This is a genomic window from Duganella sp. P38, from assembly GCF_050859475.1.
In the GTDB taxonomy this organism is placed as follows: domain Bacteria; phylum Pseudomonadota; class Gammaproteobacteria; order Burkholderiales; family Burkholderiaceae_D; genus Rugamonas.
The window spans coordinates 4,552,227-4,575,348 of the sequence record NZ_CP193936.1; the positions used below are offsets into that span (position 1 = coordinate 4,552,227).

The following is a 23,122-nucleotide window of genomic DNA, read 5'->3' on the forward strand; positions in this document are numbered from 1 at the left end:
TCGGTTAAGCATATGCAAATACTGAATAATCAGTGGCTTGGGTGTGTCGGCCATCCGACAGTGTGGTGAGATCGATAAGCTTGCCAGGACGGCGGGAAGCGCAAAGTGTTGCGCGGATGCTGTAGAAAAAAAGCCACAAAAGCAACACGGCCAGCGCGAGGCTGGCCGTGGAAGTGTTACATGCCGAGCGATTTAAGCAGCTCGTCGGCGTCGTCATCGACCACCGAGGCGGCCGGCGCGCTGGCGGCCTGGTGCGTGCCGCGCTCCTGTTCGAGCAGCGCGTCCGGGTCGTCGATCTCGCTGGCGTCGAAGTCGCTCACGCGGATGAATTCGGTACGGTCGATCGCCAGTTCCAGGTAGAAGATGTTGCTCTTCTCGGTGTAGAAACTGACGCGGCGCATTTCCGGGCGGTCCAGCGGGGTGTCGACGCTGAGCACGATCTGCTTGTTCAGCACCAGCATCTTCGGCTGGTTTTGCGTGATATTGGTTTGCAGTTCGCGGCGGATCTTACCGGTGAAATCGCCGACGATCTGGTTCATCAGCTCGCCCAGGATGTTGGACACTTCGTCGGAGGTATGCGAACCGGCCAGTTCGGACTTCGGCATGCCCATGTGCAGCATGTAGCGCTCGTAAATCTCCATCGCCGTGTCGGCGGCAAAGTTCAGCACCACCAGGCCGGTGAAGCCGCCATCGAACAGCACGAAGCAGCCGATGTCCGGTTTCAGGCCGACCTTGGTTATGCGTTGCACCATGCCGGAGTAATGCACCTTGCTTTGCGTTGCCACGTTCAGCACCCGGGTCACCGAGTTGCACAGACTTACCAGCAGGTCTTCCGTGCCGTAGACAATCGCTTCGTTTTCGCCGCTCATATCTTCTACCTCTTACTTATTTTTTAAGATGAAACCTTCATTTCCCGATCCAAGGCGCGACGAAAAATGACTACCTCATCTTCCAACAGCTGATGCTGATCGACCTTCTGGCCGGAAACAGGTTTCAGAATACCCACGTGCAAGATTCTCGTCCACCGGATTCGTATAATTTCATGAATTATACGTAGCAATATGCAAAATTAACCACCGTGTGCGCCAGCCGCGAAACATATCGCCGCGCAGCGCGATGTCAGCCGCCGTCGCCCGCCGTTACAAAAACACAAGACCTGTAGCGCTTCCGACAGCGACTTATGGCAGAGACCACACTTTACAAAAAGAAATTAAATTCCGGTAGCATAAATGCTGACTTTTTAGTCAATGGCCGCTGCCCCGGCAGCCTGCTTTTTCACCCTTTTATCCGGAACAGTCATGAACGATTTTCGACAACGCCTGCGCCTGACCTGCGCCGCGACGCTGGCCGCCCTGCTTGCGGCCTGCGGCGGCGGCGACGGCAAGGCCCCACCCGTCAGCGACAGGCAAGCCGCAAGCCTCGCCACCACGGTCAGCAGCAGCGCGGGACTCACCCTGCCGCTGGAAGTGCTGGGCGACGGCTCCCCTGCCCGGCCGGTCATCGCCGAAGCGCAACTGAGCCTGCCCACCGATAAACTCGGCAGCGCCGCGCAACTGTGGTTCCAGTGCCACCGCTGCGGCTTCTACTCGGCGCCCGAGTTTGAAGCCACCAGCACGCTGCCCACCAAAATCAAGGCCAGCGTCCGCATACTCGGCGGCGACGGCGACGACAGCAACGCGCCATGGATCGACGTCACCGACGCCAACGTCAAACTGGCCGACGACGAACGGCTTCACGGCGGCATCAACGGTGGCTTCTACACCACCCGCATCACGCTGCCGCTGGACGCGGCCGCCAAGGCGCGCCTGGTGGCACTGCCGCGCACCAACCGCATCCAGTTCCGCTTCAACGGCACCGACGGCGAATCCAACGGCTACCGCATACTCAACCTGCAATTGCAGGACGGCGGCGCAGCGCAGGTGGACAGCACCGTAGTCCAGCGCTTCGATCCGCTGAGCGAGCGCGGCGTCACCGGCATTGCCGCAGCGGATGTGGCCGCCGGCAAGGCGCTGTGGTATGCGCAGGGCAAGTTGGCCAAGTCGACCATCGTCAGCCGCAAACTGCAAGCGGCGTGCGCCTCGTGCCACGCGGAAGACGCGCGCGACCTGCAATACTTCAATTACTCCAACAATTCCATCGTGCAGCGCAGCCGCTTCCACGGCCTGAGCGAAACCGAAGGCAAACAGATCGCCGCCTTCATCCGGTCGTCGCTGCAAAACGTCGCCTACGTCGACAAAGCGCGACCGTGGAATCCGCCGTACCAGCCCGGCCCCGGCCTCGACTGCGACACAGCCGAATGCGCCACACGCTGGGCCGCCGGCGCCGGCCTGGAAGCCGTGCTGAACACACCGGCGCAAGCGGTCAATGCGCTGTTCGGCAAGCCGATCAACGCGCCGCTGGCGCTGACGCAGGCGGACATCGACAAAGTCATGAATCCCAACGCCACGATGAACGTGCGCGAAACCGCGATCGCCATGCAGTTCCCCGACTGGAACGCGTGGCTGCCGACCATCCACCCGCTCGACGTCTGGCCGACACAGGCGGACGGCAGCGGCTTCGTCAATGGCATCCAGCACCCGACCAACGGCTGGCAGAACCCGAACGGCCGCTACCTGGCGCTGATCGAATGGTTCAACAAGAATAAAAATCCGAACGGCAACATGGCCGACTGGAGCCACCTGATACCCGACCTGCGGGTACAGATCAACGCCATGATGACCTTCACCGGCTGGGACGCCTACACCTTCCTCGGCGGCGGTCGCGGCAACCACATCGCCGACAACGGCACCTTCGGCGCGCAACTGGGCGCAGCGCACCTGAAGTCGCTGGCGTCGACCGCCACCATGGCGGCCGGCAAGCCCGGCGCCTTCACCACCAACGCCTTCATCGAGCGCTCGGTGGCCAGCATGCTGCACTGGAACGCGATCAAGCAATGGGAATTGGCGCAGCAATATTCGCTGGAAGGCAACCAGACCTGGTTCATCGGCGACAAGGACCAGGCCACCGGCAAATGGAAAGGCCGCGGCGAGGCGCATGGCTGGCCGTTCAACACCGTCAGCCTGTTCTTCCTGGCGCCGCACATGGTGTACCAGGAGGACAAAAACGCCGCCGGCAACATCACCCGCGAGTGGTACACCGCATGGGAGGCCGACAACATCGTCGCCTCCTACTACCGCAGCAACCAGTGGTATCAGTTGCAGATGACCGTCAATCCCGGCGGCCAGAGCGACTGGGTGAACTACCCGATGGACTGGCCGTACCTGACCGAGTTCGACAAATATGTCGCCATCAAGGTCGGCTCGGACACGCCGGCGGCCGCCGCGCTGCAGGACAGCCACTACGTGCGGCTGCTGCAGGCGCGCATCAAATCGGCGCAATACGTCAACAACGACATCCCGCTGTATGACCCGAACCAGCCCGACCTGTTCGCCAATCGCGGACGCTACGGCCGCGGCCAGACGCTCAAGCACCTGACAGTCGCCAACTTCCTCGACAATGCCAACCGCGATGGCGTGGCGCCGTCGAACTACCGCTTCCTCGACGGGCTGCAGCCGGGGCTGTACCTGAAAGTGGTGAACGGCGCGATCCAGCAATTCAACACGCTGTACGCGCAGCAACCGATCAGCGCCTGGCGCCGCTGCGACCCGAACAACACGCAGCTGGGCGAGCCGGAAAACTTCGCCGGCTTCCGCTACTGCCTGGATCAGGCCAAGACCCCGCTGGGTGTCTACAGCAACGGCAGCTACTACATGACGTCGAATGCGCTCTACCAGACGCCTACCGAGCAAACCGAACAGTACGGCATCTGGAAGGCCACCCAACTGGGCGCCGAGCCGGCCCGCCTGAAAGTATGGAGCGACTGGGCCGCCGCAGCCTGGCAGTAAGCACAATGCAAGAGGCCGCATCGCTGCGGCCTTTTTCTGCGTTTGATCTGGATTTTCAGGACTGCAATCAGTATTCATTTCGAGTGCAAATTCAAGAAGCCAGCCCTGCGGGGTGGCAATCTGCGGATATTCCTTTAAAGCAATATGTTATGCTGCAAACAGCAACGAGCATCTGCTCAATTAACTCACTGCTGTACCGCATCAGCCTCCAGATGACGCTGACGGGGCGTGACAGGAAAGTCGATGAATAGCGCGATGCCTGCATTAGATAGACTCGTCCGTCCCTAGCAATGAATCACGGGGTCAGCATCTTGGTCCTGAGTGAATTAAGCACGCATCTGCCGCGGCCGTATGCTCCATGGAAAGCTAAACGCAGCAGGCCCAAGTTGGCTGTAGCTAGGCGGCCAGATGCGGACCTCCATGTTTTTAATTCTGTGAGTGCATGTGATGATGTCGTATTCAGAAAGAACTGGAAGAAAGTCTTCGTTTGAGGTCTTGTATCGGTTTTTGACTGAATCGCCACGACCATTGTAGACACTCCTGAGCCATAATCTAGGCAAAGGAGAAATCATGAGTGGGAAGCGTTACACGGAAGAATTTAAGGTCGCTGCAGTCAAGCAGGTTGTTGAGCGCGGGCACCCGGCAGCCGAGGTCGCTGAGCGGCTTGGCGTCAGTCTCCACAGCATCTATGCATGGACAAAGCGGTATGGCGTGCCCGAAGTTGAACGCAAGGCCCAGGATGCCCAATCCGACGAGATGCGGCGACTGAAGGCCGAATTGAAACGCGTTACCGAGGAGCGCGACATCTTGAAAAAGGCCGCGGTGTACTTTGCCAAGACGTCCGGGTAAGGTACGCCTTCATTCAGGAAGTACAGGACGAATTTCCGGTGCGGCGCTTATGCAAGATGATGGGCGTTCACCCCAGTGGTTCTATGCGTGGTGCGTTCAGCCTGAAAGCCAGCGAGCCAAGGAAGACAAGCGCCTGCTCGGTCACATTAAGCAGTCATGGCTGGAAAGCGGCGCGGTGTATGGCTACCGCAAGGTATCGGATGACCTGCGCGACCTCGGAGAGCGATGCGGCATCAATCGGGTTCACCGCATCATGCGCTCAGCGGGCCTGCGCTCGCAGACTGGATATGGCAAGCGCAAGTGGAAAGGCAGCGGCGTGCCATCGGTGGTGGCGCCGAATCATCTGCAGCGGCAATTTGACGTACTTGAGCCAAACCGGGTCTGGGTGACGGACATCACCTACATTCGAACCTATGAAGGCTGGCTGTACCTGGCAGTTGTAATCGACTTGTTTTCGCGTCAGGTTGTCGGGTGGTCGATGAGTTCACGGATTGATACGGCGCTGGCGATGAATGCGCTGCTGATGGCGGTTTGGCGACGCAAGCCGGTCGAGCCTGTGATGGTTCATTCGGATCAGGGCTCGCACTTCACCAGCAAGGACTGGCGCGATTTCTTGACGGCGCATCGGCTGGAGCCAAGCATGAGCCGGCGTGGAAACTGTCACGACAATGCTGTAGCTGAGAGCTTCTTCCTGCTTTTAAAGCGCGAGCGCATCAAGCGCAAGACCTATGCAACCAGGGATGGTGCCAGGCAGGACATCTTCGACTACATCGAGATGTTCTACAATCCGAAGCGCCGCCACGGATTTAATGACAGGCTTTCGCCAGCAGAGTATGAGCGAAGGCATTTTGAACGGCTCGCGGGTGTCTAGCAGACTCGTGGCGATTCAGCGACCGATATCCAAGTCTACTTCTGCGATCCGCAGAACCCTTGGCAACGTGGTTCCAATGAAAACACCAACGGCTTGCTTCGGCAGTATTTCCCCAAGGGGATTGATCTGTCAGGCCTACCCTCACGTCCCAGTCCAGTCATCGACCAGCCAACAGCGTGCCCGCCTGTGCAGCGCGAGGCAACCTGAGGCGGAGTCGATCTCCTCGCGCAAACGGCCCCGCAATGCAAAACCCAGCCGGGTTAGGGCTGGGTTCTTGGCATGCTGCTGAATTCTTGGCTCCCCGACCTGGACTCGAACCAGGGACCTGCGGATTAACAGTCCGTCGCTCTACCGACTGAGCTATCAGGGAATTGAGGCCAGAATTATATCTGGCGTTCTCGGTTTTGACCAGTGCTAAGTGCAATCTTTTCAGAATCACCAGCATAGGCTTTCACTAATGAAAAAGGCCACGTTTTACAACGTGGCCTTTTGTATTCTGGCTCCCCGACCTGGACTCGAACCAGGGACCTGCGGATTAACAGTCCGTCGCTCTACCGACTGAGCTATCAGGGATTAGCGGCAACATTCTACACTGTTTCTTTCGTATCAGCAAGACTACGATGTACTGCGGTATGTTCTGCTGCCTTTTCTTCGCAACACAGCGCGAAGAAACAAGAGTTTAGAGGACTTTGGCGATGGCGTCAATAACGATATCGATATTGCGCGAGTTCAACGCTGCCACGCAAATGCGGCCGGTATCCACGGCGTAGATCGACTCGGCGCGCAGCTGCTCTACTTGCGCCTTGCTCAGGCCCGAGTACGAGAACATGCCGATCTGGTCGCGCACGAAGGCGAAGTCGTGGCCTTTGGCGGCCAGCTTGAGCACGAACGCCTCGCGCATTTCCTTGATGCGCACGCGCATGCCGGCCAGCTCGTCTTCCCACAGCTGGCGCAGTTCCGGCGTGGTCAGCACGGTGGCGACGACCTTGCCGCCGTGCACTGGCGGGTTGGAGTAGTTGGTGCGCACCACGCGTTTCAGTTGCGACATCAGGCGCGCGGCCTCCTCGCCCGAGGCGGCCACTACGCTCAGCGCGCCCACGCGCTCGCCGTACAGCGAGAACGATTTGGAGAACGAGTTCGATACCAGCAGCGGGCCGCCGGCGTCTGCGAAGCGGCGCACCACGGCGCCGTCTTCCGCGATGCCCGCGCCAAAGCCCTGGTAAGCCATGTCGAGGAACGGCACCAGGCCGCCGGCGGTGATGGCGGCGATCACTTCGGTCCATTGGTCCGAGGTCAGGTCGGCGCCGGTCGGGTTGTGGCAGCAGGCGTGCAACAGGACGATGGAGCCGCGCGGCATGGCCTTGATGTCGGCGAGCATGCCGGCGAAGTTGACGCCGTGGGTGGCGGCGTCGAAGTACGCGTAGTTGTTGACTTTGAAGCCGGCGCTTTCAAACAGCGCGCGGTGGTTTTCCCAGCTTGGGTCGCTGATGTACACCTCTGCATCCGGCGCGAAGCGCTTGAGGAAGTCGGCGCCGATTTTCAGGGCGCCGGTGCCGCCGATGGCTTGCACGGTGACTGCACGCTTCTCTTGAATTACTGCGCTGTCGGCACCAAATACCAGCTCTTGCACCGCCTTGTCATAGGCCGCCAGACCTTCGATCGGCAGGTAGGTGCGTGGCGCTGGCGCCGCGATCAGGATTTCTTCCGCTTTCTGTACGCACGATAGCAGCGGCACCTTACCGTTGTCGTCATAATAAACGCCAACGCCCAGATTGATTTTCTGTGGATTCTGGTCGGCGTTGAAGGCTTCGGTAATACCCAGGATAGGGTCGCGTGGTGCCATGTCGATGGCGCTGAACAAGCTAGGATTCGTCATGATAAGATTGGATTCAAATGGAAGCGGTTCGCAGCAGAGATGTATAGACAGCGCCCTTAAAATAACGACTTCAGGCCGCTGGCAGGCCATTATTCTAACAAAGGTCTGAGCAAGATGGCTGATTTACCTACCGCAGAAACCCAGAAGGCAACGGTGGTTACGTTCCCCGATTCGCCGTTCAAATTACACCAGCCCTTCCCGCCCGCCGGCGACCAGCCGGCCGCGATCGACCAGCTGTGCGAGGGCATTAATGACGGCCTGTTTTTCCAGACGCTGCTCGGTGTGACCGGCTCCGGCAAGACCTATACCATGGCCAATGTGATCGCGCGCCAGGGCCGCCCGGCCATCGTGTTCGCGCCGAACAAAACGCTGGCAGCCCAGCTGTATTCGGAGTTCCGCGAATTCTTCCCGGAGAACGCGGTCGAGTACTTTGTCTCCTACTACGATTACTATCAGCCGGAAGCTTACGTGCCGCAGCGCGACCTGTTCATTGAAAAGGATTCGTCCATCAATGAGCACATCGAGCAGATGCGCCTGTCGTGCACCAAGTCGCTGATGGAACGGCGCGATGTGGTGATCGTGGCGACTGTCTCGGCCATCTATGGTATCGGTAATCCGAACGAATACCACCAAATGATTCTGACCTTGCGCCAGAAGGACCGCGTGGCGCAGCGCGACATCATCGCGCGCCTGATCCAGATGCAGTACACGCGCAATGAAGTGGACTTCGGCCGCGGCACCTTCCGCGTGCGCGGCGATACGCTGGACATTTTCCCGGCCGAGAATGCGGACCTCGCGGTGCGCCTGGAGCTGTGGGACGACGAGCTGGAGTCGATCCAGCTGTTCGATCCGCTGACCGGCCGCGTCAAGCAGAAGATCCCGCGCTTCACCGTCTACCCGGGTTCGCACTACGTGACGCCGCGCTCCACCGTGCTGCGCGCCATCGAAACCATCAAGGCCGAGCTGCGCGACCGCCTGGAGTTCTTCCGCAAGGAGAACAAGCTGATTGAGGAACAGCGCCTCGAACAGCGCACCCGCTTCGATCTGGAGATGATGGCGGAAATCGGCTTCACCAAGGGCATCGAGAACTACTCGCGTCACCTCAGCGGCGCCATGCCGGGCGAGCCGCCGCCAACGCTGGTGGATTACCTGCCGAAGGACGCGCTGATGTTCCTCGACGAGTCGCACGTGCTGGTCGGCCAGCTGAGCGCCATGTACAACGGCGACCGTTCGCGCAAGACCAATCTGGTGGACTACGGCTTCCGCCTGCCGTCCGCGCTGGACAACCGCCCGCTGAAATTCGAGGAGTTCGAGCGCAAGATGCGGCAGACGGTGTTCGTCTCGGCCACGCCGGCGGAATACGAGAAGCAGCACGCGGACCAGGTGGTGGAGCAGGTGGTGCGGCCGACCGGCCTGGTGGACCCGCAGGTGATCGTGCGCCCTGCCCTGTCACAGGTCGACGACCTGATGTCGGAGATCACCGACCGCGTGGCCAAGAACGAGCGCGTGCTGGTGACTACGCTGACCAAGCGCATGTCCGAGCAGTTGACCGAGTACCTGGCGGACCACGGCATCAAGGTGCGCTACCTGCACAGCGATATCGAAACCGTGGAGCGCGTGGAGCTGCTGCGCGACCTGCGTATCGGCACCTTCGATGTGCTGGTCGGGATCAACCTGCTGCGCGAGGGCCTGGACTTGCCCGAGGTGTCGCTGGTGGCGATTCTGGACGCCGACAAGGAAGGCTTCCTGCGTTCCGAGCGCTCGCTAATCCAGACCATCGGCCGCGCCGCGCGTAACCTCAACGGCGTGGCGCTGCTGTACGCCGACCGCATGACGGAGTCGATGGAACGCGCCATCGGCGAGACCGAACGTCGCCGCGCCAAGCAGATCGCCTTCAATGAAGCCAACGGCATTACGCCGCGCGGCGTGAAGAAGATCATCAAGGACCTGATCGACGGTGTCTACAGCGAGAAAGGGGCGAAGGAGGAACTGGCGGTGGCGCAGGAGACGGCCAAGTACGAATCCATGAGCGAGAAGCAGATCAGCAAGGAGATCAAGCGCCTCGAAAAAGCCATGCTGGATCATGCCAAAAATCTGGAGTTCGAGAAGGCTGCGCAGGTGCGCGACCAGCTGCATCACCTCAAGCAGCAGCTGTTCGGCGCCCCCGGCGCCGATAACATCGCCTGACCCCGTCGTTCCCGCGCAGGCGGGAACCCATGGACAGCGCGCGGTCTACTCAGCATGGATTCCCGCCTGCGCGGGAATGACGGGCGGTGGCGGCGGCAGCCTGTCACTCACGGAGTCTTAACGAAACCGCTCAAGGCGTCGATCAATTGCGGCGCGACCGGCAGGCCGGGCGTGAAATAGGATTTCTGCTGCAAGGCCTGGTCGTCGCCAACGATTTTCAGCACGTGGTTCATGCCATCGATGATCACCAGCTTGCCCCTCGGTGCGGCAGCGGACAGCAAGCGGGCATCCTCCTCCTGCACCTGCATATCCTTCGTGCCCTGCACGATCAGCACCGGCATCTTCAACGCGGCGACTGCTTTGCGCGGATCGTGTTGCAGCAGCGAGATCAGATACGGCTGCACGTCCGGGCGATACAGCGACATCAGCGGCTGCGGGATTTTATCGGTGGTCTGGCCTTGCTTGAGGCTTTCCAGTATGCGATCGCTTTCCGCCATCAGTGGCGGCGGCAGCTTGTCCTTCAACTGCTCGCGCAGCAGCTCCTCCAGCGGACGCCCGCCGCCGGCTATGAGGACGCAGGCATCCGCGCCGCCTTGCGGACAAGCCTCGGAGGCGATCAATGCGCCTTCGCTATGCCCCGCCATCACCACGCGCGAGAAGCGGCTATCCGTGCGCAGTTTCTTCAGCCATGCGGCAGCATCGCCGATGTAGTCGTCGAGGCGCAGCTCCGCCTCCTTCCACACCGGCAGCGCGCTGGCGCCGATGCCGCGCTTGTCGTAGCGGATCGAGGCGATGCCGTTTTTCGCCAGGCCTTCGGCCAGCAGCTTCAGCGAGTCGTTAGGGCCTGGCAGCATGGTGCTGTTGCCATCGCGGTCGGTGGGGCCGGAGCCAGCGTGCAGCAGCACCACCGGTACCTTGCCCTTGACGCCGTCCGGCGTCAGCTCGGTGCCGTAGATGGCGCCGCCGTCAACTTCCAGCGACACCGGCCGCTGCGCGGCGGCGGCGGACAGGGAAACCAGCAACAGGGGCAGCATGAGTTTAATGCGCATACTTTTCTCCAATCAGTGAGGAAGACGTTTGTACAGCAGCGAGTAGCCGGCAGCCAGCGGCGCCACGCCAGTATCAGCGGCATCAGCACCCAGGGCGACGCATTCAGGCACACCGCCATGAGCGCCAGCAGGCCGCTGGCGACCATCAGCTTCGCGGCCATGCGGTGAGTGCGATACCAGACCGCCTCGCTGGCTATCGTCCACGGTGTGCGGATGCCGAGGAAGAAATTGCGCCGCACCTTGCCCATCGGGTTGCCGGCCAGGACCAGCAACACCGCTATGCCGGCAGGCACCGCGCGCTCAATCGCCACGCCGCCATGCACCGCCTGCGCCAGCATCAGCGCGTACCCATAGCCCATCATGGCGACAATCACCGTGCCGATGTAGGAAAAGGTGCTGGCGAAGGAATCGACTTCATAGCGGCGCGGCGACAGGCGCGGGGCTATCCAGAACGCCGCCAAAGCCAGCAGCATCACCCCTGGCCCCAGCGCGAAGTAGCTCCAGCGCTGGCCGAAGCGATCGGCTTCGCCGTGGGCGTTCCAGTGCACCGGCAGCACCTCCGGCAGCAGCGGCCAGTAGTAGACGGTGGCCGCGCAGGCGGCGGCGATCATCAGCAGGCAAATCATCAGATGCGGCTTCTTCATTTTTCCTTCCTTTGGTTTCGGGCCCGGCCAGGTCCATCATCCACGCCAGTACGTCTTGCAGCACGGTGGTGTTGAGGCCATACCAGATGGCCTGCCCTTCGCGCCGGCGCGTGATGAGGTCCGCTTCCGCCAGTACCGCGAAGTGATGCGACATGGTCGGCTTGCTCATGTCGAAATGCTGCGCCAGTTCGCCGGCCGTCATCTCGCCGCCGCGCAGCAGGCGCAGTATCTCGCGCCGCGCGGGATCGGCTATGGCTTTGAAGGCGCTGTTGGTGGCGGTCATTAGGCAATCGTCTAATTAGATAGTTATCTAAATATAGGGGCAAAAAGAACGGGCGTCAAGCGCCCGCCAACCTCCGTCACTCCCGCGCAGGCGGGAGTCTATACAACGCTTGAAGCGCCAGCTCGGCATGGATTCCCGCCTGCGCGGGAATGACGGTGGGGGCTACAGGGATTTAACGAACTCGCGTATCCCGCCCAGCAGCATCTCGATCGACATCGCCGTCAGGATCAGACCCATAAGACGCTCGAACGCCGTCATCACCTGCGGGCCCAGCACCTTCTGCAGCTTCTCGGCGCTGAGGAACACCGCCAGCCACACCACGCCGACCGCCGCCAGCGCCGCCACGTGCACCAGCACCTCGCCGGTGCTGTCGCTGGAGAACAGCAGCACCGTCGCCAGCGCCGACGGACCAGCCAGCGCCGGTATCGCCAGCGGCACGATGAACGGCTCGGCGCCGTCGGTGCGGCCCAGTACACCGTCCGGATGCGGGAAGATCATGCGGATCGAAATCAGCAGCAGAATCACCGCGCCGCCGATGCGCAGCGCCACCTCGGACAAATGCAGCGCGCTGAGGAAGTGGCGGCCGAAGAACATGAAAATCAGCAGCAGCAGAAAGGCGATGCCGCATTCGCGGATAACGATGCGCGGACGGCGCGCCACCGGCACCGGGTTGAGCACACTGGCGAACAGCGGCACATTGCCGAAGGGGTCGGTCACCAGCACCAGCAAAATGAAGGTCTGAAAGAAGTCTTGGGTCATGGGCATCTGTGTGGGTTAACGAAAAGGGAGCCGAAGCTCCCTTGCTCGAACGGCTTACGCAGCCGTTTCGCCTTTCTTGATCCATGCCGCCAGCTGATGCGGGCGCAGCGCGTCGTAGTCCTCGAACGGCTGGTGTATCCATGGGTTGTGCGGCAGTTCTTCCATCTGGTAGTCCGGCTTGAAGGCCGAGCTGCCCTTGGTCCAGATTACCGCGGTCTTCACTTCGGTCACGCCGGCGAAGTTCTGCTTCAGGTGGTCCACCACCTTCATCAGGGTCACGCCGGAATCGGCCAGGTCGTCCAGCAGCAGGATCTTGCCGCTCAGCGGGCCCTTGGTCATCGTCATGTATTTGGCGATGTCCAGGTCGCCCTGCACGGTGCCCTTCTCGGCGCGGTAGGAACTGGTCGACAGGATCGCCAGCGGCACGTCGAAGATGCGCGAGAACACGTCGCCAGGACGCACGCCGCCGCGCGCCGAGGCACAGCACCATGTCAAACTGCCAGCCGGATTCGTGCACCTTGAGCGCCAGGCGCTCGATCAGGCGGTGGTATTCGTCCCAGGATACCCAGAGGTGTTTTTCGTTCGATTGTGGGGTGGTGGTGGTCATAAAATTCCTTGATTACGCGAACGGATGACGCAGGACGATGGTTTCTTCGCGGTCCGGGCCGGTCGATACCATATCAACCGGCACGCCGACCAGTTCTTCGATACGCTTGATGTAGTTGCGGGCGGCAACCGGCAGCGCGTCCATCGACTTGGCGCCGACGGTGCTGTCTTTCCAGCCCGGCATTTCCTCGTACACCGGCACGCAGCGCGCGGCTTCCTCGGCGCCCGACGGGAAGATGTCCACGGCTTCGCCGTCGATGGTGTAGCCGGTGCACAGCTTCAGCGTTTCCAGGCCGTCCAGCACGTCCAGCTTGGTGATGCACATGCCGGTCACGCCGTTGATCTGGACCGAGCGGCGCAGCAGCGCGGCGTCGAACCAGCCGCAGCGACGGGCGCGGCCGGTCACGGTGCCGAACTCGTGGCCCACTTGCGCCAGGTGGTGGCCCACGCCGGCGTCGGTTGGCAGTTCCGACGGGAACGGACCCGAACCCACGCGGGTGGTGTAGGCCTTGGTGATGCCCATCACGTAGTGCAGCATGCTCGGGCCGACGCCGGCGCCGGCGGCGGCATTGCCGGCCACGCAGTTCGACGAGGTGACGAACGGATAGGTGCCGTGGTCGACGTCCAGCAGCGAGCCTTGCGCGCCTTCGAACAGCAGGTTGGCGCCGGCCTTGTGCGCCTTGTACAGCGCGCTCGAGACGTCGGTGACCATCGGGCGCAGGCGCGGCACGTAGGCCAGCGCGTCGTCCAGGGTCTTCTGGTAATCGACCTTCGGCGCCTTCAGGTAGTTTTCCAGCACGAAGTTGTGGTAGTCCAGGTTTTCCTTCAGCTTTTCAGCCAGGCGGTTTTCGTTCAGCAGGTCGGCGATACGGATAGCGCGACGGGCCACCTTGTCTTCGTAGGCCGGGCCGATGCCCTTGCCGGTGGTGCCGATCTTGGCTTCGCCACGGGCCGCTTCGCGGGCCAGGTCGAGCGCCGAGTGGTATGGCAGGATCACAGGGGCCGCGTCCGACACTTTCAGGCGCGAGGCGACTTCCACGCCGACCGCTTCCAGCTTGTCGATTTCGCGCAGCACGTCCGGCACCGACACCACCACACCGTTACCGATGTAGCAGGCCACGCCTGGACGCATGATGCCCGAAGGGATCAGCTGCAGCGCAGTTTTGACGCCGCCGATGACCAGCGTGTGGCCGGCGTTGTGGCCGCCCTGGAAGCGCACCACGCCCTGGGCGTGGTCGGTCAGCCAGTCGACAATTTTGCCTTTGCCTTCATCGCCCCATTGGGTACCGATGACGACGACGTTTTTTGCGTTTTTGTTTGACATCACATTAACCTAAGTTTTTAAGAATCCAGTTACTACCATTCTCGTCGAGGACCAGCGCGCGATCGCACTCGAACTCGTCCAGCTCGTGACTGTGACCCGGCATACTCTGGATCACCACTTCGCCGGACTTGCGCAGTTCGGCGATTTTTTCCTTCAATTCCGGCGCGTTGCCCCACGGCGCGCGGATCGAATGCTTGCGCTCCGCGGTCGGCAACAGGCGCGCCAGTTCGCGCAGGTCGAGCGAGAAGCCGGTGGCGGGACGCGCCCTTCCGAAGGCCTCGCCTACGTGATCGTAACGGCCGCCGCGCGCCACCGCGTTCGGCAAGCCCGGCACATACAGCGCGAACATCGCGCCGCTTTCGTATTGGTATCCGCGCAGGTCGGCGAGGTCGATCGCCACTTGCGCGCGGCCCAGCGCCGAAGCCGCCAGCGCGGCCAGTTCGGCCAGCGCCTTGGCGATGCCCGGCAGGTCCGGCAGCACCTCGCGCGCTTTCGCCAGCACGTCGATGTCGCCGTACAGCGATGGCAGCGCCAGCAAGGCGTCGCGCACCACCGGGTCGTAATTGACGGCCAGCGCCTGCAGGTCCGGCACGTCCTTGGCGCGCAGCGCGGCGTGGATTTTCGCCTGGTCGCGCTGGGCGGCCGGGCAAGTGTCCAGCAGCGCGCGCAGCACGCCCACGTGCGTCAGGTCCAGCCGCACTTCAGTGAAACCGGCCAGCGCCAGCGAGGCCAGCGCCAGCTCCTGGATTTCAGCGTCGGCTTCAAGGCCGGCGTGGCCGTACATCTCGCAGCCGATCTGCAGCGGCTCGCGGGTGGCGTGCAGGCCCGATGGACGGGTATGCAGCACGCTGCCGGCGTAGCACAGGCGCGTGACCGAGGCGCGGTTCAGCAGGTGGGCGTCGATGCGCGCCACCTGCGTGGTCATGTCCGGGCGCAGGCCGAGCATGCGGCCTGACAGCTGGTCCACCAGCTTGAAGGTGCGCAGGTCGGTGTCTTCGCCGGCGCCGGTCAGCAGCGACTCCAGGTACTCCAGCAGCGGCGGCATTACCAGCTCGTAGCCGTACAGGCGGAAATTATCCAGCATCAGGCGACGCAGCTCTTCAATCTTGCGCGCTTCCGACGGCAAAACGTCGGCGATATTCTCGGGCAGCAGCCAATTCGGCATGGGACTATTTAATTAAGAAATGAACAATGCGGCACGCAGGCCACGGCCAACCAACTGGAAGGCCGAACCTGATATTTTACGCGAAAATGCGTTAAAGGAGGGGAAAAGTGCCGCCGTCGTTCCCGCGCAGGCGGGAACCCATGGAACGCTGGCTTAGCCTGCGCCGTATGGATTCCCGCCTGCGCGGGAATGACGGACGGTGGTGGCGCTTACTTCTTGGCTGGAGCGGCCGAGCCGGCGCCGCCGCTGCCCTTGAAGTACTTGAAGAAGTCCGAGCTGGAATCCATCACCATCACGTCGCCATGGTTCTTGAAGGTGGCGCGATAAGCTTCCAGGCTGCGGTAGAACTTATAGAACTCCGGATTCTTGCCAAACGCCTCGGCGTAAATGGCCGACGCTTTCGCATCCCCCTCGCCGCGAATCTGCTCGGCGTCACGATAGGCCTCGGCCAGGATCACGGCGCGCTGACGGTCGGCATCGGCGCGGATTTTCTCGGATTCCGCCGAACCGGTCGAACGCAGCTCGTTGGCCACGCGGGTACGCTCGGCCTTCATGCGCTCGTACACCGAGTTGTTGATCTGCTCAACGTACTCCACGCGCTTGAGGCGCACGTCGATGATCTCGACGCCGATCTGCGCGGCCTCGGTCACCACCTTGGTGCGGATGCCTTCCATCACCTTGCCGCGCTGGCCGGAGATCACTTCGGCGACGGTGCGCTTGGTGATTTCCTCGTTCAGCGCCGCCTTGATGATCTGCGACATGCGGTCACGCGCGCGGCTCTCGTCGCCGCCGAAGGTGACGTAGTAGAGCTTGGGCTGATTCTCGTTGCGGCCGATGCGCCATTTGACGAAGCTGTCCACCAGAATATTCATCTTCTCGGCGGTGATGAAACGCTCGGCGTCCGGCGATTCGATCGTCATGATGCGGTTATCCAGGAACACCACATTCTGGAATGGCGGCGGCAATTTGAAGTGCAGGCCCGGCTCGCGGATCACTTCCTTGATCTGGCCCAGTGCGAACACGATCGCATATTTGCGCTGGTCGACCACGAACACGGTCGACGACAGCAGCATCAGCGCGATGAACGCCAGGACGACGGTACTAGCTATGCGATTCATTAACGGCTCTCCCGGTCACGAGACGTATCACGCGAGCGCGGATCGCGCTGGCGATTGACTTCCACCGACGGCATCAGGTCCGCCGGCAGCGTGGTATTGGCTGGCACTCCGCCGGCAGCTTGCGCGGCGCGCGCCGCAGCCGCTTGCGCGTCGGTGGCCGCCGCCTGGGCGATCAGCTTATCCAGCGGCAGGTACAGCAGATTGCTGCCCGACTTGGCGTCGACCATGACCTTGGAGGCGCTGGAGAAGATCTGCTGCATGGTTTCCAGGTACATGCGGTCGCGGGTCACGCCCGGCGCCTTCTGGTACTCGACCAGCACCTGCTTGAAGCGCGAAGCGTTACCGGTGGCGTTTTCCACCACCATCGAGCGATAGCCCTCCGCTTCCTGCATCAGGCGCGACGCAGTGCCGCGCGCTTTCGGAATCACGTCGTTGGCGTACGCCTGGCCTTCGTTCTTCTGGCGCTCGCGGTCCTGTCCTGCCTTGACGGCATCGTCAAAGGCGATCTGCACCTGCTCCGGCGGCTGCACCGCCTGCAGCGTGACGTTCGACACCAGCACGCCGGAGGCGTAGCGGTCGAGAATCTGCTGCATCAGCTGCTGCGTTTCAAAGGCGACCTTGTCGCGGCCCTCGTACAGCACGAAGTCCATCTTGTTTTTGCCGACGATTTCGCGGATCGAGGTTTCAGCGACCTGGCGGACGGTGTCTTCCTCGTCGCGGTTGTTCATCAGCCAGGCCACCGGGTCTTTCAGCTTGAACTGCACGGCGAACTGGATGTCGATGATGTTCTCGTCATCGGTCAGCATCAGCGATTCGCGCGCCTGCTTGTTCTTGATATTGCCGCGGTAGCCGATTTCCACCATGCGCATCTGCGACACCTTGACCGTTTCATTGGTCTGGAACGGATACGGCCAGCGCCAGTTGAAACCGGAGCCGGTGGTGTGGCTTACCTTGCCGAAGGTGTAGACGATGCCGGTCTGGCCCTCCTGCACGATGAACGAGCCGCTGGCGAGCCAGATCAGCGCGACCACCGCGCCGACCGCGCCGGCCGTGGCGCGCATGCCGCCGCTGAAGTCGGGGCGGTTGCCGCCGCCGTCACCGCCGCCGTTGTTGTCGCCGTTGTTATTGTTGTTGGGCCGCTTCTGGCCGAACAGATTGTTCAGGCGCTGATTGAAGTCGCGCCACAGTTGTTCCATGTCTGGCGGACCGCCCTCGCCGGGCTTCTTGCCTTCATTGGCTTGCGGCTTATCGTCCTTCCCCCAGCGAGGGTCGTTCAGCGACAGCTTCAAGCCGAGTCGTTTCATAAGTGAGGAGACACGCATTAGTGTGATCCAACGTCAAGGTGGGTGGAATTGCTCTCTACTTCTAATTCTTCTTCTGGTTCCGCATCGACCTGGTACGGCTGCTGCAGGCGCGCGCCCGGCGCGTCCTTGGCCCATTCGGTGATGGCGCCGCGCAGCAGGTCGAGGCCTTCGCCGGTGCGCGCACTGACGAAGACTCGGGAAATCTTATCATATTCATCCCGCTCAACCGACGGTTCCAGCCCGGCCGCATCGATCTTATTCCACACCAGAATCTGCGGAATATGATCGGCGCCGATTTCCTGCAACACCAGGTTGACCTGCTCGATCTGTTCCATGCGCACCGGCGACGCGGCGTCGACGACGTGCAGCAGCAGATCGGCGTGGATCGTCTCTTCCAGCGTGGCGCGGAAGGCCGCCACCAGCTGGTGCGGCAGCTCGCGCACGAAGCCAACGGTGTCCGACAGCACCACGTGGCCGACTTCCTCGTTCATGTAGACGCGGCGCGAGGTCGTGTCCAGCGTGGCGAACAACTGGTCGGCCGCGTAGACGCCGGCCTTGGTCACGCTGTTGAACAGGGTCGACTTGCCGGCATTGGTGTAACCGACCAGCGAGATCGAGAAAGTCTGGGTACGGTTGCGCGAACGGCGCTGGGTCTCGTGCTGCTTGCGCAGCTTGGCCAGGCGCGCACGCAGTGCCTTGACGCGTTCGCCGATCAGGCGGCGGTCGGTCTCCAGCTGCGTTTCACCGGGACCGCGCAAGCCGATACCGCCCTTCTGCCGCTCCAGGTGGGTCCAGCCGCGGATCAGGCGCGTGGCCAGATGCTGCAACTGCGCCAGCTCGACCTGCAGCTTGCCCTCGTGGCTTTTGGCACGCTGGGCGAAGATATCGAGAATGAGACTGGTCCGGTCCAGCACACGGATGTTCAGGCGCTTTTCCAGATTGCGTTGCTGCGCCGGCGACAGCGCGTGGTTGAAGATGACGATTTCGACGCGGTCCGCCAGCACGGCCTGGCCGATTTCGTCGGCCTTGCCGCTGCCGACGAAATACGCCGCATCCGGGGCGGAGCGCTTGGCCGTGATGACCGTCACCGGTTCCGCACCTGCCGAACGGGCCAACAGGTTCAGTTCCTCGACGCTGGCGGCAAAGTCGCCCTGGCCGAAATCGATACCGACTAGAGCTGCGCGCATACGACGGTCAGGCTGGATGGGAAGAAGCGATGCTGCAAATGCTTATTCCGCTTCGTTTTCGATATTGAGGTTGACGGCGCGTGCCGGCACCACGGTGGAGATGGCGTGTTTGTAGACCATCTGGGTCACGGTGTTACGCAGCAAAACGACGTACTGGTCGAACGATTCGATATGGCCTTGCAGCTTGATGCCGTTGACCAGATAGATCGAGACAGGAACGTGCTCTTTACGCAAAGCGTTCAGGAATGGGTCTTGTAACAGTTGCCCTTTATTGCTCATAACAGCTCCATTTTATGTTGTTGTGTTGGAAGTGGAGGCGAAACGCTTGAATTCAAGGTCGTGGCCCAGCGAAAAGTCATAAAAAGTCAAACTATTTTCGCTGAAACACCGCTCGCCACGTCAAAAGTGGTGCTTCTAAGCCACTGTACCTTGTTTTTGCATTTTTTGCAGGGTGTTCCTGTAAAAAAACGCGAAAAATATTGCGTCATTCCCGCGAAGGCGGGAATCCATACGGCGCACGCCGAAGCCACCGCTCCATGGATTGCCGCCTGCGCGGCAATGACGCTCGACCGCCCCGTCATTCCCGCGAAGGCGGGAATCCATACGGTGCAAGCCGAAGCCACCGCTCCATGGATTGCCGCTGCGCGGCAATGACGTTCGACCACCCCGTCCGTCATTCCCGCGTAGGCGGGAATCCATACGGCACAGGCCGAAGCCACCGCTCCATGGATTGCCGCCTGCGCGGCAATGACGCCGGGCGGCGGGGTTACTTCGCCGGCGTTTTCGCGAACGGGTTTTTACCGGTGCGCAATTCAATCCGCAGCGGCGTACCTATCAGATTGAACGTGTCGCGGAAATGCTTTTCAAGATAGCGCTTGTACGGTTCGCTGATCGCATCCAGCGCATTGCCGTGGATCACGATAACCGGCGGATTCATGCCGCCCTGGTGGGCGTAGCGCATCTTCGGCCGGATCGAGCCCTTGCGCTTCGGCTCCTGCTTCTCCACCGCCTCGATCAGCGCGCGGGTCAGCTTCGGCGTCGACAGGTCGGCGAAGGCGGCGGCGTAAGCCGAGTCCAGCGACTTCATCAGCGGGCCGATGCCCTGCGCCTTCAGCGCCGAGATGAAGTGCATCTTGGCGAAGCCGAGGAAGTCCAGCTTGCGGTCGATGTCGATCTTGATCTCGTCGCGCCGCCACGATTCCAGGCCGTCCCACTTGTTGACGGCGATCACCAGCGCGCGGCCGGTTTCCAGCACGAAGCCGGCGATGTGGGCGTCCTGCTCGGAGATGTCCTGCTGGGCGTCGAGCATCAGCACCACCACATTGGCTTCCGAGATCGACTGCAGCGTCTTCACCACCGAGAACTTCTCGATGGCCTCGAACACCTTGCCACGGCGGCGGATGCCGGCGGTGTCGATCAGCGTGTACTTCTTGCCGTCGCGCTCAAACGGAATCTCGATCGAGTCGCGGGTGGTGCCCGGCATGTCGAAGGCGATCACGCGCTCTTCGCCAACCAGGGTGTTGATCAGCGTCGACTTGCCGACGTTCGGGCGGCCGACCAGCGCGATCTTGACGCCGCGGTCGGTCTTTTCCAGTTCTTCCGGATCTTCCGGACGCTGCGCGAAGGCGGTGTCCAGCGCCAGGTCGACCAGGTCGTGCACGCCGTCGCCGTGTGCCGACGAAATGACAGCCGGTTCGCCCATGCCCAGTTCATAGAAGTCCGCCACCACCGCGTTGTAGCGCATGCCCTCCGCCTTGTTGACCACCAGGATCACCGGACGGCCGCTCTTGCGCAGGAAGTCGGTGATGGTCTTGTCGTGCGGCGTCAGGCCCTGGCGGCCGTCGACCAGGAAGACCACCACGTCGGCTTCGGCCACGGCCTGCTTGGTCTGCTTGGCCATCTGGTGGAGGATGCCTTCCTTGGCGACCGGCTCGAAGCCGCCGGTGTCGATGACGAGGAAGGGACGTTCGCCGACACGGCCCTCGCCATAGTGACGATCGCGCGTCAACCCAGGCAAGTCCGCCACCAGCGCATCGCGCGAGCGGGTCAGACGATTGAACAAGGTCGATTTCCCTACATTGGGTCGACCCACTAGTGCGATTACCGGCTTCATTTTATTATTCGACCGCCAGAGCGGTCACAGTCCCTGATTGGGTTTGGAAAATCAAATTCGTGCCAGCGACGACGGGATCAGCGTTGATCGCGCTGCCGTCGGTCGCCACACGACCTATAAATGCGCCATCTTCCCGCGACAGGAAGTGGATGTATCCCTGGTAGTCGCCCACCGCCACCGCGCGTCCATAGGACACGGGAGTGGACAGCACGCGGTACGACAGCTTGTCGTTCTTCCAGGCGTTGGCGCCGTTTTCACGGCTGTAGGCCGATACCGCGCCTTTGTCGTCGGAGACGAATACGAAACGCTGGTCCACCGCCACGCCCTTGTCGGAGGACGTCGCCTTGCTCCAGTGCGGCGCGCCGGTGGTGGCGTCGAAACAGGCCACGCGGCCTTGGTACGACACGGCGCAGACATCTTTGTCGGACAGCACCGGCGTGCCGGCGATGTCGGTCACGCGTTCCAGCTCGGTGGCGCCGCGCGGCTCGCCGACCACCACCTCGAAGCGGGTGGTGCCGAGGGCGGTGTTCAGCACCAGCAGCTTGCCGCCCGGCTGGGCGACGTAGGCGGTCTGGCCGTTGATCACCATGCCCGGCGCGTTGCGCAGCGTCAGCGCCGGCGTGGTGCGGGCCACGTTCCATTTCTTGGCGCCGGTCTTGGCGTCGTAACCGGTGATCATGTTGTCGACGCTGCGCACCACCACCAGGCCGCCGCCGGCTTCCGGCGACGACAGCACCTCGCTCGACGCCTGCGCCTTCCACAGCTGCTTGCCGTCGATGTCGTAGGCGAAGATCTGGCCTTTGACGCCGCCGACCACCACCACTTCGCCATCGGTGCCGACACCGGCCGTCAGGTCGGCGCCGGTTTTGACGCGCCAGATTTCCTTGCCGGTGGCGGCGTTCAGGCGCACCACGGCGCCATCGGCGTCGGCCACGTAGACGCTGTCGCCGGCGTAGGCTGGCGTGAAGACGGCGTTGCCGGCTTTGCCGAGCGAATACTTCCACACCACCTTCGGCACCAGCGAAGGATCTTTCAACTCCACCAGCGGCGCCGGCAGGTTCTTGGTTTCTTTGGAACCGAACAAGGAACAACCGGCCAACATCGCAAACACGCTTGCTGCAACTACTTTTTCGGTGATACGCATAATTTTTAAACCTTGATCGTTAAATCCATCATTCCCGCGTGGGCGGGAATCTATGCTCACTATGGGTTCCCGCCTGCGCGGGAACGACGACATGTCAGGCTGCGCCCTTATCGGCAGGCACGCTGCCGCCAATCGCCTCCAGCTTCATCTGGATCAGCTGGCGGCCAGGGTTGTTCTTGTCGGTGGCCTTGTAGGCTGCCTCGTAGGCGGTGCGCGCCTCGGCCAGCTTGTTCTGCGCGGCCAGCACGTCGCCCTTGCGGTCGGCCACGGCGCCGGCGAACTGCGCCGGCACATCGCCTTCCAGCGCCTTCAGCGCCTCAGGATACGCCTTCTCGTCGAGCAGCACGCCGGCCAGGCGGATCTTCGCAACCGCCTTGAATTCCTCGGCGCCGTGATCGGCCGCCCATTGCAGCTGCGCCTTGGCCGACTTCAGGTCCTTGGCGTCGAAGGCGCTCTTGGCGGCCACCAGCGCGGCCATCGGCGCGTAGGCGGTGCTGGCGTACTTGCTTTCCATGTCGCCGGCGGCGCGCAGCACCTTGGCGTTGTCCTTGGCTTCGACGGCCGTCTGCAGCTCGGCGTACAGCGCCGATGCTTCATTGGCCTCGCCGCGCTGATGGAACTTCCAGTAGGTGTAGCCCGAGTACGCGGCCAGACCGGCGATCAGCACCCAGGTCGCCACGTTGCCGTACTTGTCCCACCATGCTTTGAGGGACGCGAGTTGTTCTTGTTCTTCAAGATCGTATGCCATGGTATTCGTCT

Annotated in this window: 18 protein-coding genes, 2 tRNA genes and 4 pseudogenes; 6 read left to right on the forward strand and 18 right to left on the reverse strand. The window is 62.0% G+C overall.

Annotated elements, in window-relative coordinates; translation table 11 throughout:
• Positions 1–176: 176 nt before the first annotated feature.
• Positions 177–869 carry a DUF3334 family protein gene (locus ACRQ5J_RS21160; RefSeq protein WP_432379543.1) on the reverse strand — a complete coding sequence of 231 codons (693 nt, stop codon included), beginning with the start codon at positions 867–869 and terminating at the stop codon, positions 177–179.
• Between the two features lie 429 nt (positions 870–1,298).
• On the opposite strand from ACRQ5J_RS21160, the gene ACRQ5J_RS21165 reads away from it, so the two are divergent.
• The 4 genes and pseudogenes from ACRQ5J_RS21165 to ACRQ5J_RS21180 form a co-directional block, all read left to right on the forward strand.
• The gene (locus ACRQ5J_RS21165) at positions 1,299–3,884 is read left to right on the forward strand and encodes a hypothetical protein (RefSeq protein WP_432379545.1); all 2,586 of its coding nucleotides are present in this window, start codon (positions 1,299–1,301) and stop codon (positions 3,882–3,884) included.
• Positions 3,885–3,889: 5 nt separating this feature from the next.
• A complete protein-coding gene (locus tag ACRQ5J_RS21170; RefSeq protein ID WP_432379546.1) occupies positions 3,890–4,135 on the forward strand; it encodes a hypothetical protein in 246 nt (81 codons plus the stop codon).
• Positions 4,136–4,454: 319 nt separating this feature from the next.
• Positions 4,455–5,604, forward strand: a pseudogene (locus ACRQ5J_RS21175) (IS3 family transposase).
• Between the two features lie 18 nt (positions 5,605–5,622).
• Positions 5,623–5,811 (forward strand): annotated as a pseudogene (locus ACRQ5J_RS21180) (transposase); the annotation flags it as partial.
• Positions 5,812–5,898: 87 nt separating this feature from the next.
• Here ACRQ5J_RS21180 and ACRQ5J_RS21185 read toward each other — a convergent pair.
• From ACRQ5J_RS21185 to ACRQ5J_RS21195, 3 genes are all read right to left on the reverse strand, one after another.
• Positions 5,899–5,974, reverse strand: a tRNA-Asn gene (locus ACRQ5J_RS21185).
• Positions 5,975–6,101: 127 nt separating this feature from the next.
• Positions 6,102–6,177 (reverse strand) — tRNA-Asn (locus ACRQ5J_RS21190).
• 106 nt (positions 6,178–6,283) lie between these two features.
• Positions 6,284–7,480 carry an aromatic amino acid transaminase gene (locus ACRQ5J_RS21195; RefSeq protein WP_432379548.1) on the reverse strand — a complete coding sequence of 399 codons (1,197 nt, stop codon included), beginning with the start codon at positions 7,478–7,480 and terminating at the stop codon, positions 6,284–6,286.
• A 114-nt stretch (positions 7,481–7,594) separates the two neighbouring features.
• Here ACRQ5J_RS21195 and uvrB point away from each other — a divergent pair, with 114 nt between their 5' ends.
• Positions 7,595–9,667, forward strand: coding sequence for an excinuclease ABC subunit UvrB (gene uvrB, locus ACRQ5J_RS21200; protein ID WP_432379550.1), 2,073 nt, complete (start codon positions 7,595–7,597; stop codon positions 9,665–9,667).
• Between the two features lie 107 nt (positions 9,668–9,774).
• On the opposite strand, the gene ACRQ5J_RS21205 is transcribed toward uvrB, so the two are convergent.
• The 11 genes and pseudogenes from ACRQ5J_RS21205 to hfq all read right to left on the reverse strand — a co-directional run bounded on the left by ACRQ5J_RS21205 (position 9,775) and on the right by hfq (position 19,385).
• Positions 9,775–10,716 carry an alpha/beta hydrolase gene (locus tag ACRQ5J_RS21205; RefSeq protein ID WP_432379552.1) on the reverse strand — a complete coding sequence of 314 codons (942 nt, stop codon included), beginning with the start codon at positions 10,714–10,716 and terminating at the stop codon, positions 9,775–9,777.
• A complete protein-coding gene (locus ACRQ5J_RS21210) occupies positions 10,605–11,360 on the reverse strand; it encodes an SdpI family protein (protein ID WP_432379554.1) in 756 nt (251 codons plus the stop codon). Before ACRQ5J_RS21210 ends, ACRQ5J_RS21205 begins: the two co-directional genes overlap by 112 nt.
• Before the next feature lie 88 nt (positions 11,361–11,448).
• Positions 11,449–11,643, reverse strand: a pseudogene (locus ACRQ5J_RS21215) (metalloregulator ArsR/SmtB family transcription factor); the annotation flags it as partial.
• Between the two features lie 162 nt (positions 11,644–11,805).
• Positions 11,806–12,402: a MarC family protein gene (locus tag ACRQ5J_RS21220; RefSeq protein WP_315261389.1), complete on the reverse strand. Its 597-nt coding sequence runs from the start codon at positions 12,400–12,402 to the stop codon at positions 11,806–11,808.
• 54 nt (positions 12,403–12,456) lie between these two features.
• Positions 12,457–13,009, reverse strand: a pseudogene (locus tag ACRQ5J_RS21225) (phosphoribosyltransferase).
• 12 nt (positions 13,010–13,021) lie between these two features.
• Positions 13,022–14,332 (reverse strand): adenylosuccinate synthase, encoded by a 1,311-nt coding sequence (locus ACRQ5J_RS21230; RefSeq protein WP_432379556.1) that lies wholly within the window; start codon positions 14,330–14,332, stop codon positions 13,022–13,024.
• Positions 14,333–14,336: 4 nt separating this feature from the next.
• Positions 14,337–15,497 (reverse strand): ATP phosphoribosyltransferase regulatory subunit, encoded by a 1,161-nt coding sequence (locus ACRQ5J_RS21235; RefSeq protein WP_432379558.1) that lies wholly within the window; start codon positions 15,495–15,497, stop codon positions 14,337–14,339.
• A gap of 209 nt (positions 15,498–15,706) precedes the next feature.
• Positions 15,707–16,615, reverse strand: coding sequence for a protease modulator HflC (gene hflC / locus ACRQ5J_RS21240; RefSeq protein ID WP_432379560.1), 909 nt, complete (start codon positions 16,613–16,615; stop codon positions 15,707–15,709).
• Positions 16,615–17,919, reverse strand: coding sequence for an FtsH protease activity modulator HflK (gene hflK, locus ACRQ5J_RS21245; protein ID WP_432379561.1), 1,305 nt, complete (start codon positions 17,917–17,919; stop codon positions 16,615–16,617). Before hflK ends, hflC begins: the two co-directional genes overlap by 1 nt.
• 17 nt (positions 17,920–17,936) lie before the next feature.
• Entirely contained in the window at positions 17,937–19,106 is a 1,170-nt protein-coding gene (gene hflX, locus ACRQ5J_RS21250) for a GTPase HflX (protein ID WP_432379563.1), read from the reverse strand.
• A 42-nt stretch (positions 19,107–19,148) separates the two neighbouring features.
• Positions 19,149–19,385, reverse strand: coding sequence for an RNA chaperone Hfq (gene hfq, locus ACRQ5J_RS21255; protein ID WP_072780809.1), 237 nt, complete (start codon positions 19,383–19,385; stop codon positions 19,149–19,151).
• 60 nt (positions 19,386–19,445) lie between these two features.
• Here hfq and ACRQ5J_RS21260 point away from each other — a divergent pair, with 60 nt between their 5' ends.
• Positions 19,446–19,760, forward strand: a complete 315-nt coding sequence (locus tag ACRQ5J_RS21260) for a hypothetical protein (protein ID WP_432379566.1) — start codon at positions 19,446–19,448, stop codon at positions 19,758–19,760.
• Positions 19,761–19,872: 112 nt separating this feature from the next.
• Here the strand turns inward: ACRQ5J_RS21260 and der are convergent, their stop codons facing one another.
• The 3 genes from der to ACRQ5J_RS21275 form a co-directional block, all read right to left on the reverse strand.
• The gene (gene der / locus ACRQ5J_RS21265; protein ID WP_432379568.1) at positions 19,873–21,219 is read right to left on the reverse strand and encodes a ribosome biogenesis GTPase Der; all 1,347 of its coding nucleotides are present in this window, start codon (positions 21,217–21,219) and stop codon (positions 19,873–19,875) included.
• Positions 21,220–21,223: 4 nt separating this feature from the next.
• Positions 21,224–22,363, reverse strand: a complete 1,140-nt coding sequence (gene bamB, locus ACRQ5J_RS21270) for an outer membrane protein assembly factor BamB (protein ID WP_432379570.1) — start codon at positions 22,361–22,363, stop codon at positions 21,224–21,226.
• A 94-nt stretch (positions 22,364–22,457) separates the two neighbouring features.
• Entirely contained in the window at positions 22,458–23,111 is a 654-nt protein-coding gene (locus ACRQ5J_RS21275) for a YfgM family protein (RefSeq protein WP_432379572.1), read from the reverse strand.
• Between the last annotated feature and the right edge of the window lie 11 nt (positions 23,112–23,122).

Bases quoted from the DNA above. Each gene is read 5' to 3' on its own strand.
- ACRQ5J_RS21160 (WP_432379543.1), bottom strand. From the start codon at position 869: ATGAGCGGCGAAAACGAAGCGATTGTCTACGGCACGGAAGACCTGCTG.
- ACRQ5J_RS21165 (WP_432379545.1), top strand. From the start codon at position 1,299: ATGAACGATTTTCGACAACGCCTGCGCCTGACCTGCGCCGCGACGCTG.
- ACRQ5J_RS21170 (WP_432379546.1), top strand. From the start codon at position 3,890: ATGCAAGAGGCCGCATCGCTGCGGCCTTTTTCTGCGTTTGATCTGGAT.
- ACRQ5J_RS21195 (WP_432379548.1), bottom strand. From the start codon at position 7,480: ATGACGAATCCTAGCTTGTTCAGCGCCATCGACATGGCACCACGCGAC.
- uvrB (WP_432379550.1), top strand. From the start codon at position 7,595: ATGGCTGATTTACCTACCGCAGAAACCCAGAAGGCAACGGTGGTTACG.
- ACRQ5J_RS21205 (WP_432379552.1), bottom strand. From the start codon at position 10,716: ATGCGCATTAAACTCATGCTGCCCCTGTTGCTGGTTTCCCTGTCCGCC.
- ACRQ5J_RS21210 (WP_432379554.1), bottom strand. From the start codon at position 11,360: ATGAAGAAGCCGCATCTGATGATTTGCCTGCTGATGATCGCCGCCGCC.
- ACRQ5J_RS21220 (WP_315261389.1), bottom strand. From the start codon at position 12,402: ATGACCCAAGACTTCTTTCAGACCTTCATTTTGCTGGTGCTGGTGACC.
- ACRQ5J_RS21230 (WP_432379556.1), bottom strand. From the start codon at position 14,332: ATGTCAAACAAAAACGCAAAAAACGTCGTCGTCATCGGTACCCAATGG.
- ACRQ5J_RS21235 (WP_432379558.1), bottom strand. From the start codon at position 15,497: ATGCCGAATTGGCTGCTGCCCGAGAATATCGCCGACGTTTTGCCGTCG.
- hflC (WP_432379560.1), bottom strand. From the start codon at position 16,615: ATGAATCGCATAGCTAGTACCGTCGTCCTGGCGTTCATCGCGCTGATG.
- hflK (WP_432379561.1), bottom strand. From the start codon at position 17,919: ATGAAACGACTCGGCTTGAAGCTGTCGCTGAACGACCCTCGCTGGGGG.
- hflX (WP_432379563.1), bottom strand. From the start codon at position 19,106: ATGCGCGCAGCTCTAGTCGGTATCGATTTCGGCCAGGGCGACTTTGCC.
- hfq (WP_072780809.1), bottom strand. From the start codon at position 19,385: ATGAGCAATAAAGGGCAACTGTTACAAGACCCATTCCTGAACGCTTTG.
- der (WP_432379568.1), bottom strand. From the start codon at position 21,219: ATGAAGCCGGTAATCGCACTAGTGGGTCGACCCAATGTAGGGAAATCG.
- bamB (WP_432379570.1), bottom strand. From the start codon at position 22,363: ATGCGTATCACCGAAAAAGTAGTTGCAGCAAGCGTGTTTGCGATGTTG.
- ACRQ5J_RS21275 (WP_432379572.1), bottom strand. From the start codon at position 23,111: ATGGCATACGATCTTGAAGAACAAGAACAACTCGCGTCCCTCAAAGCA.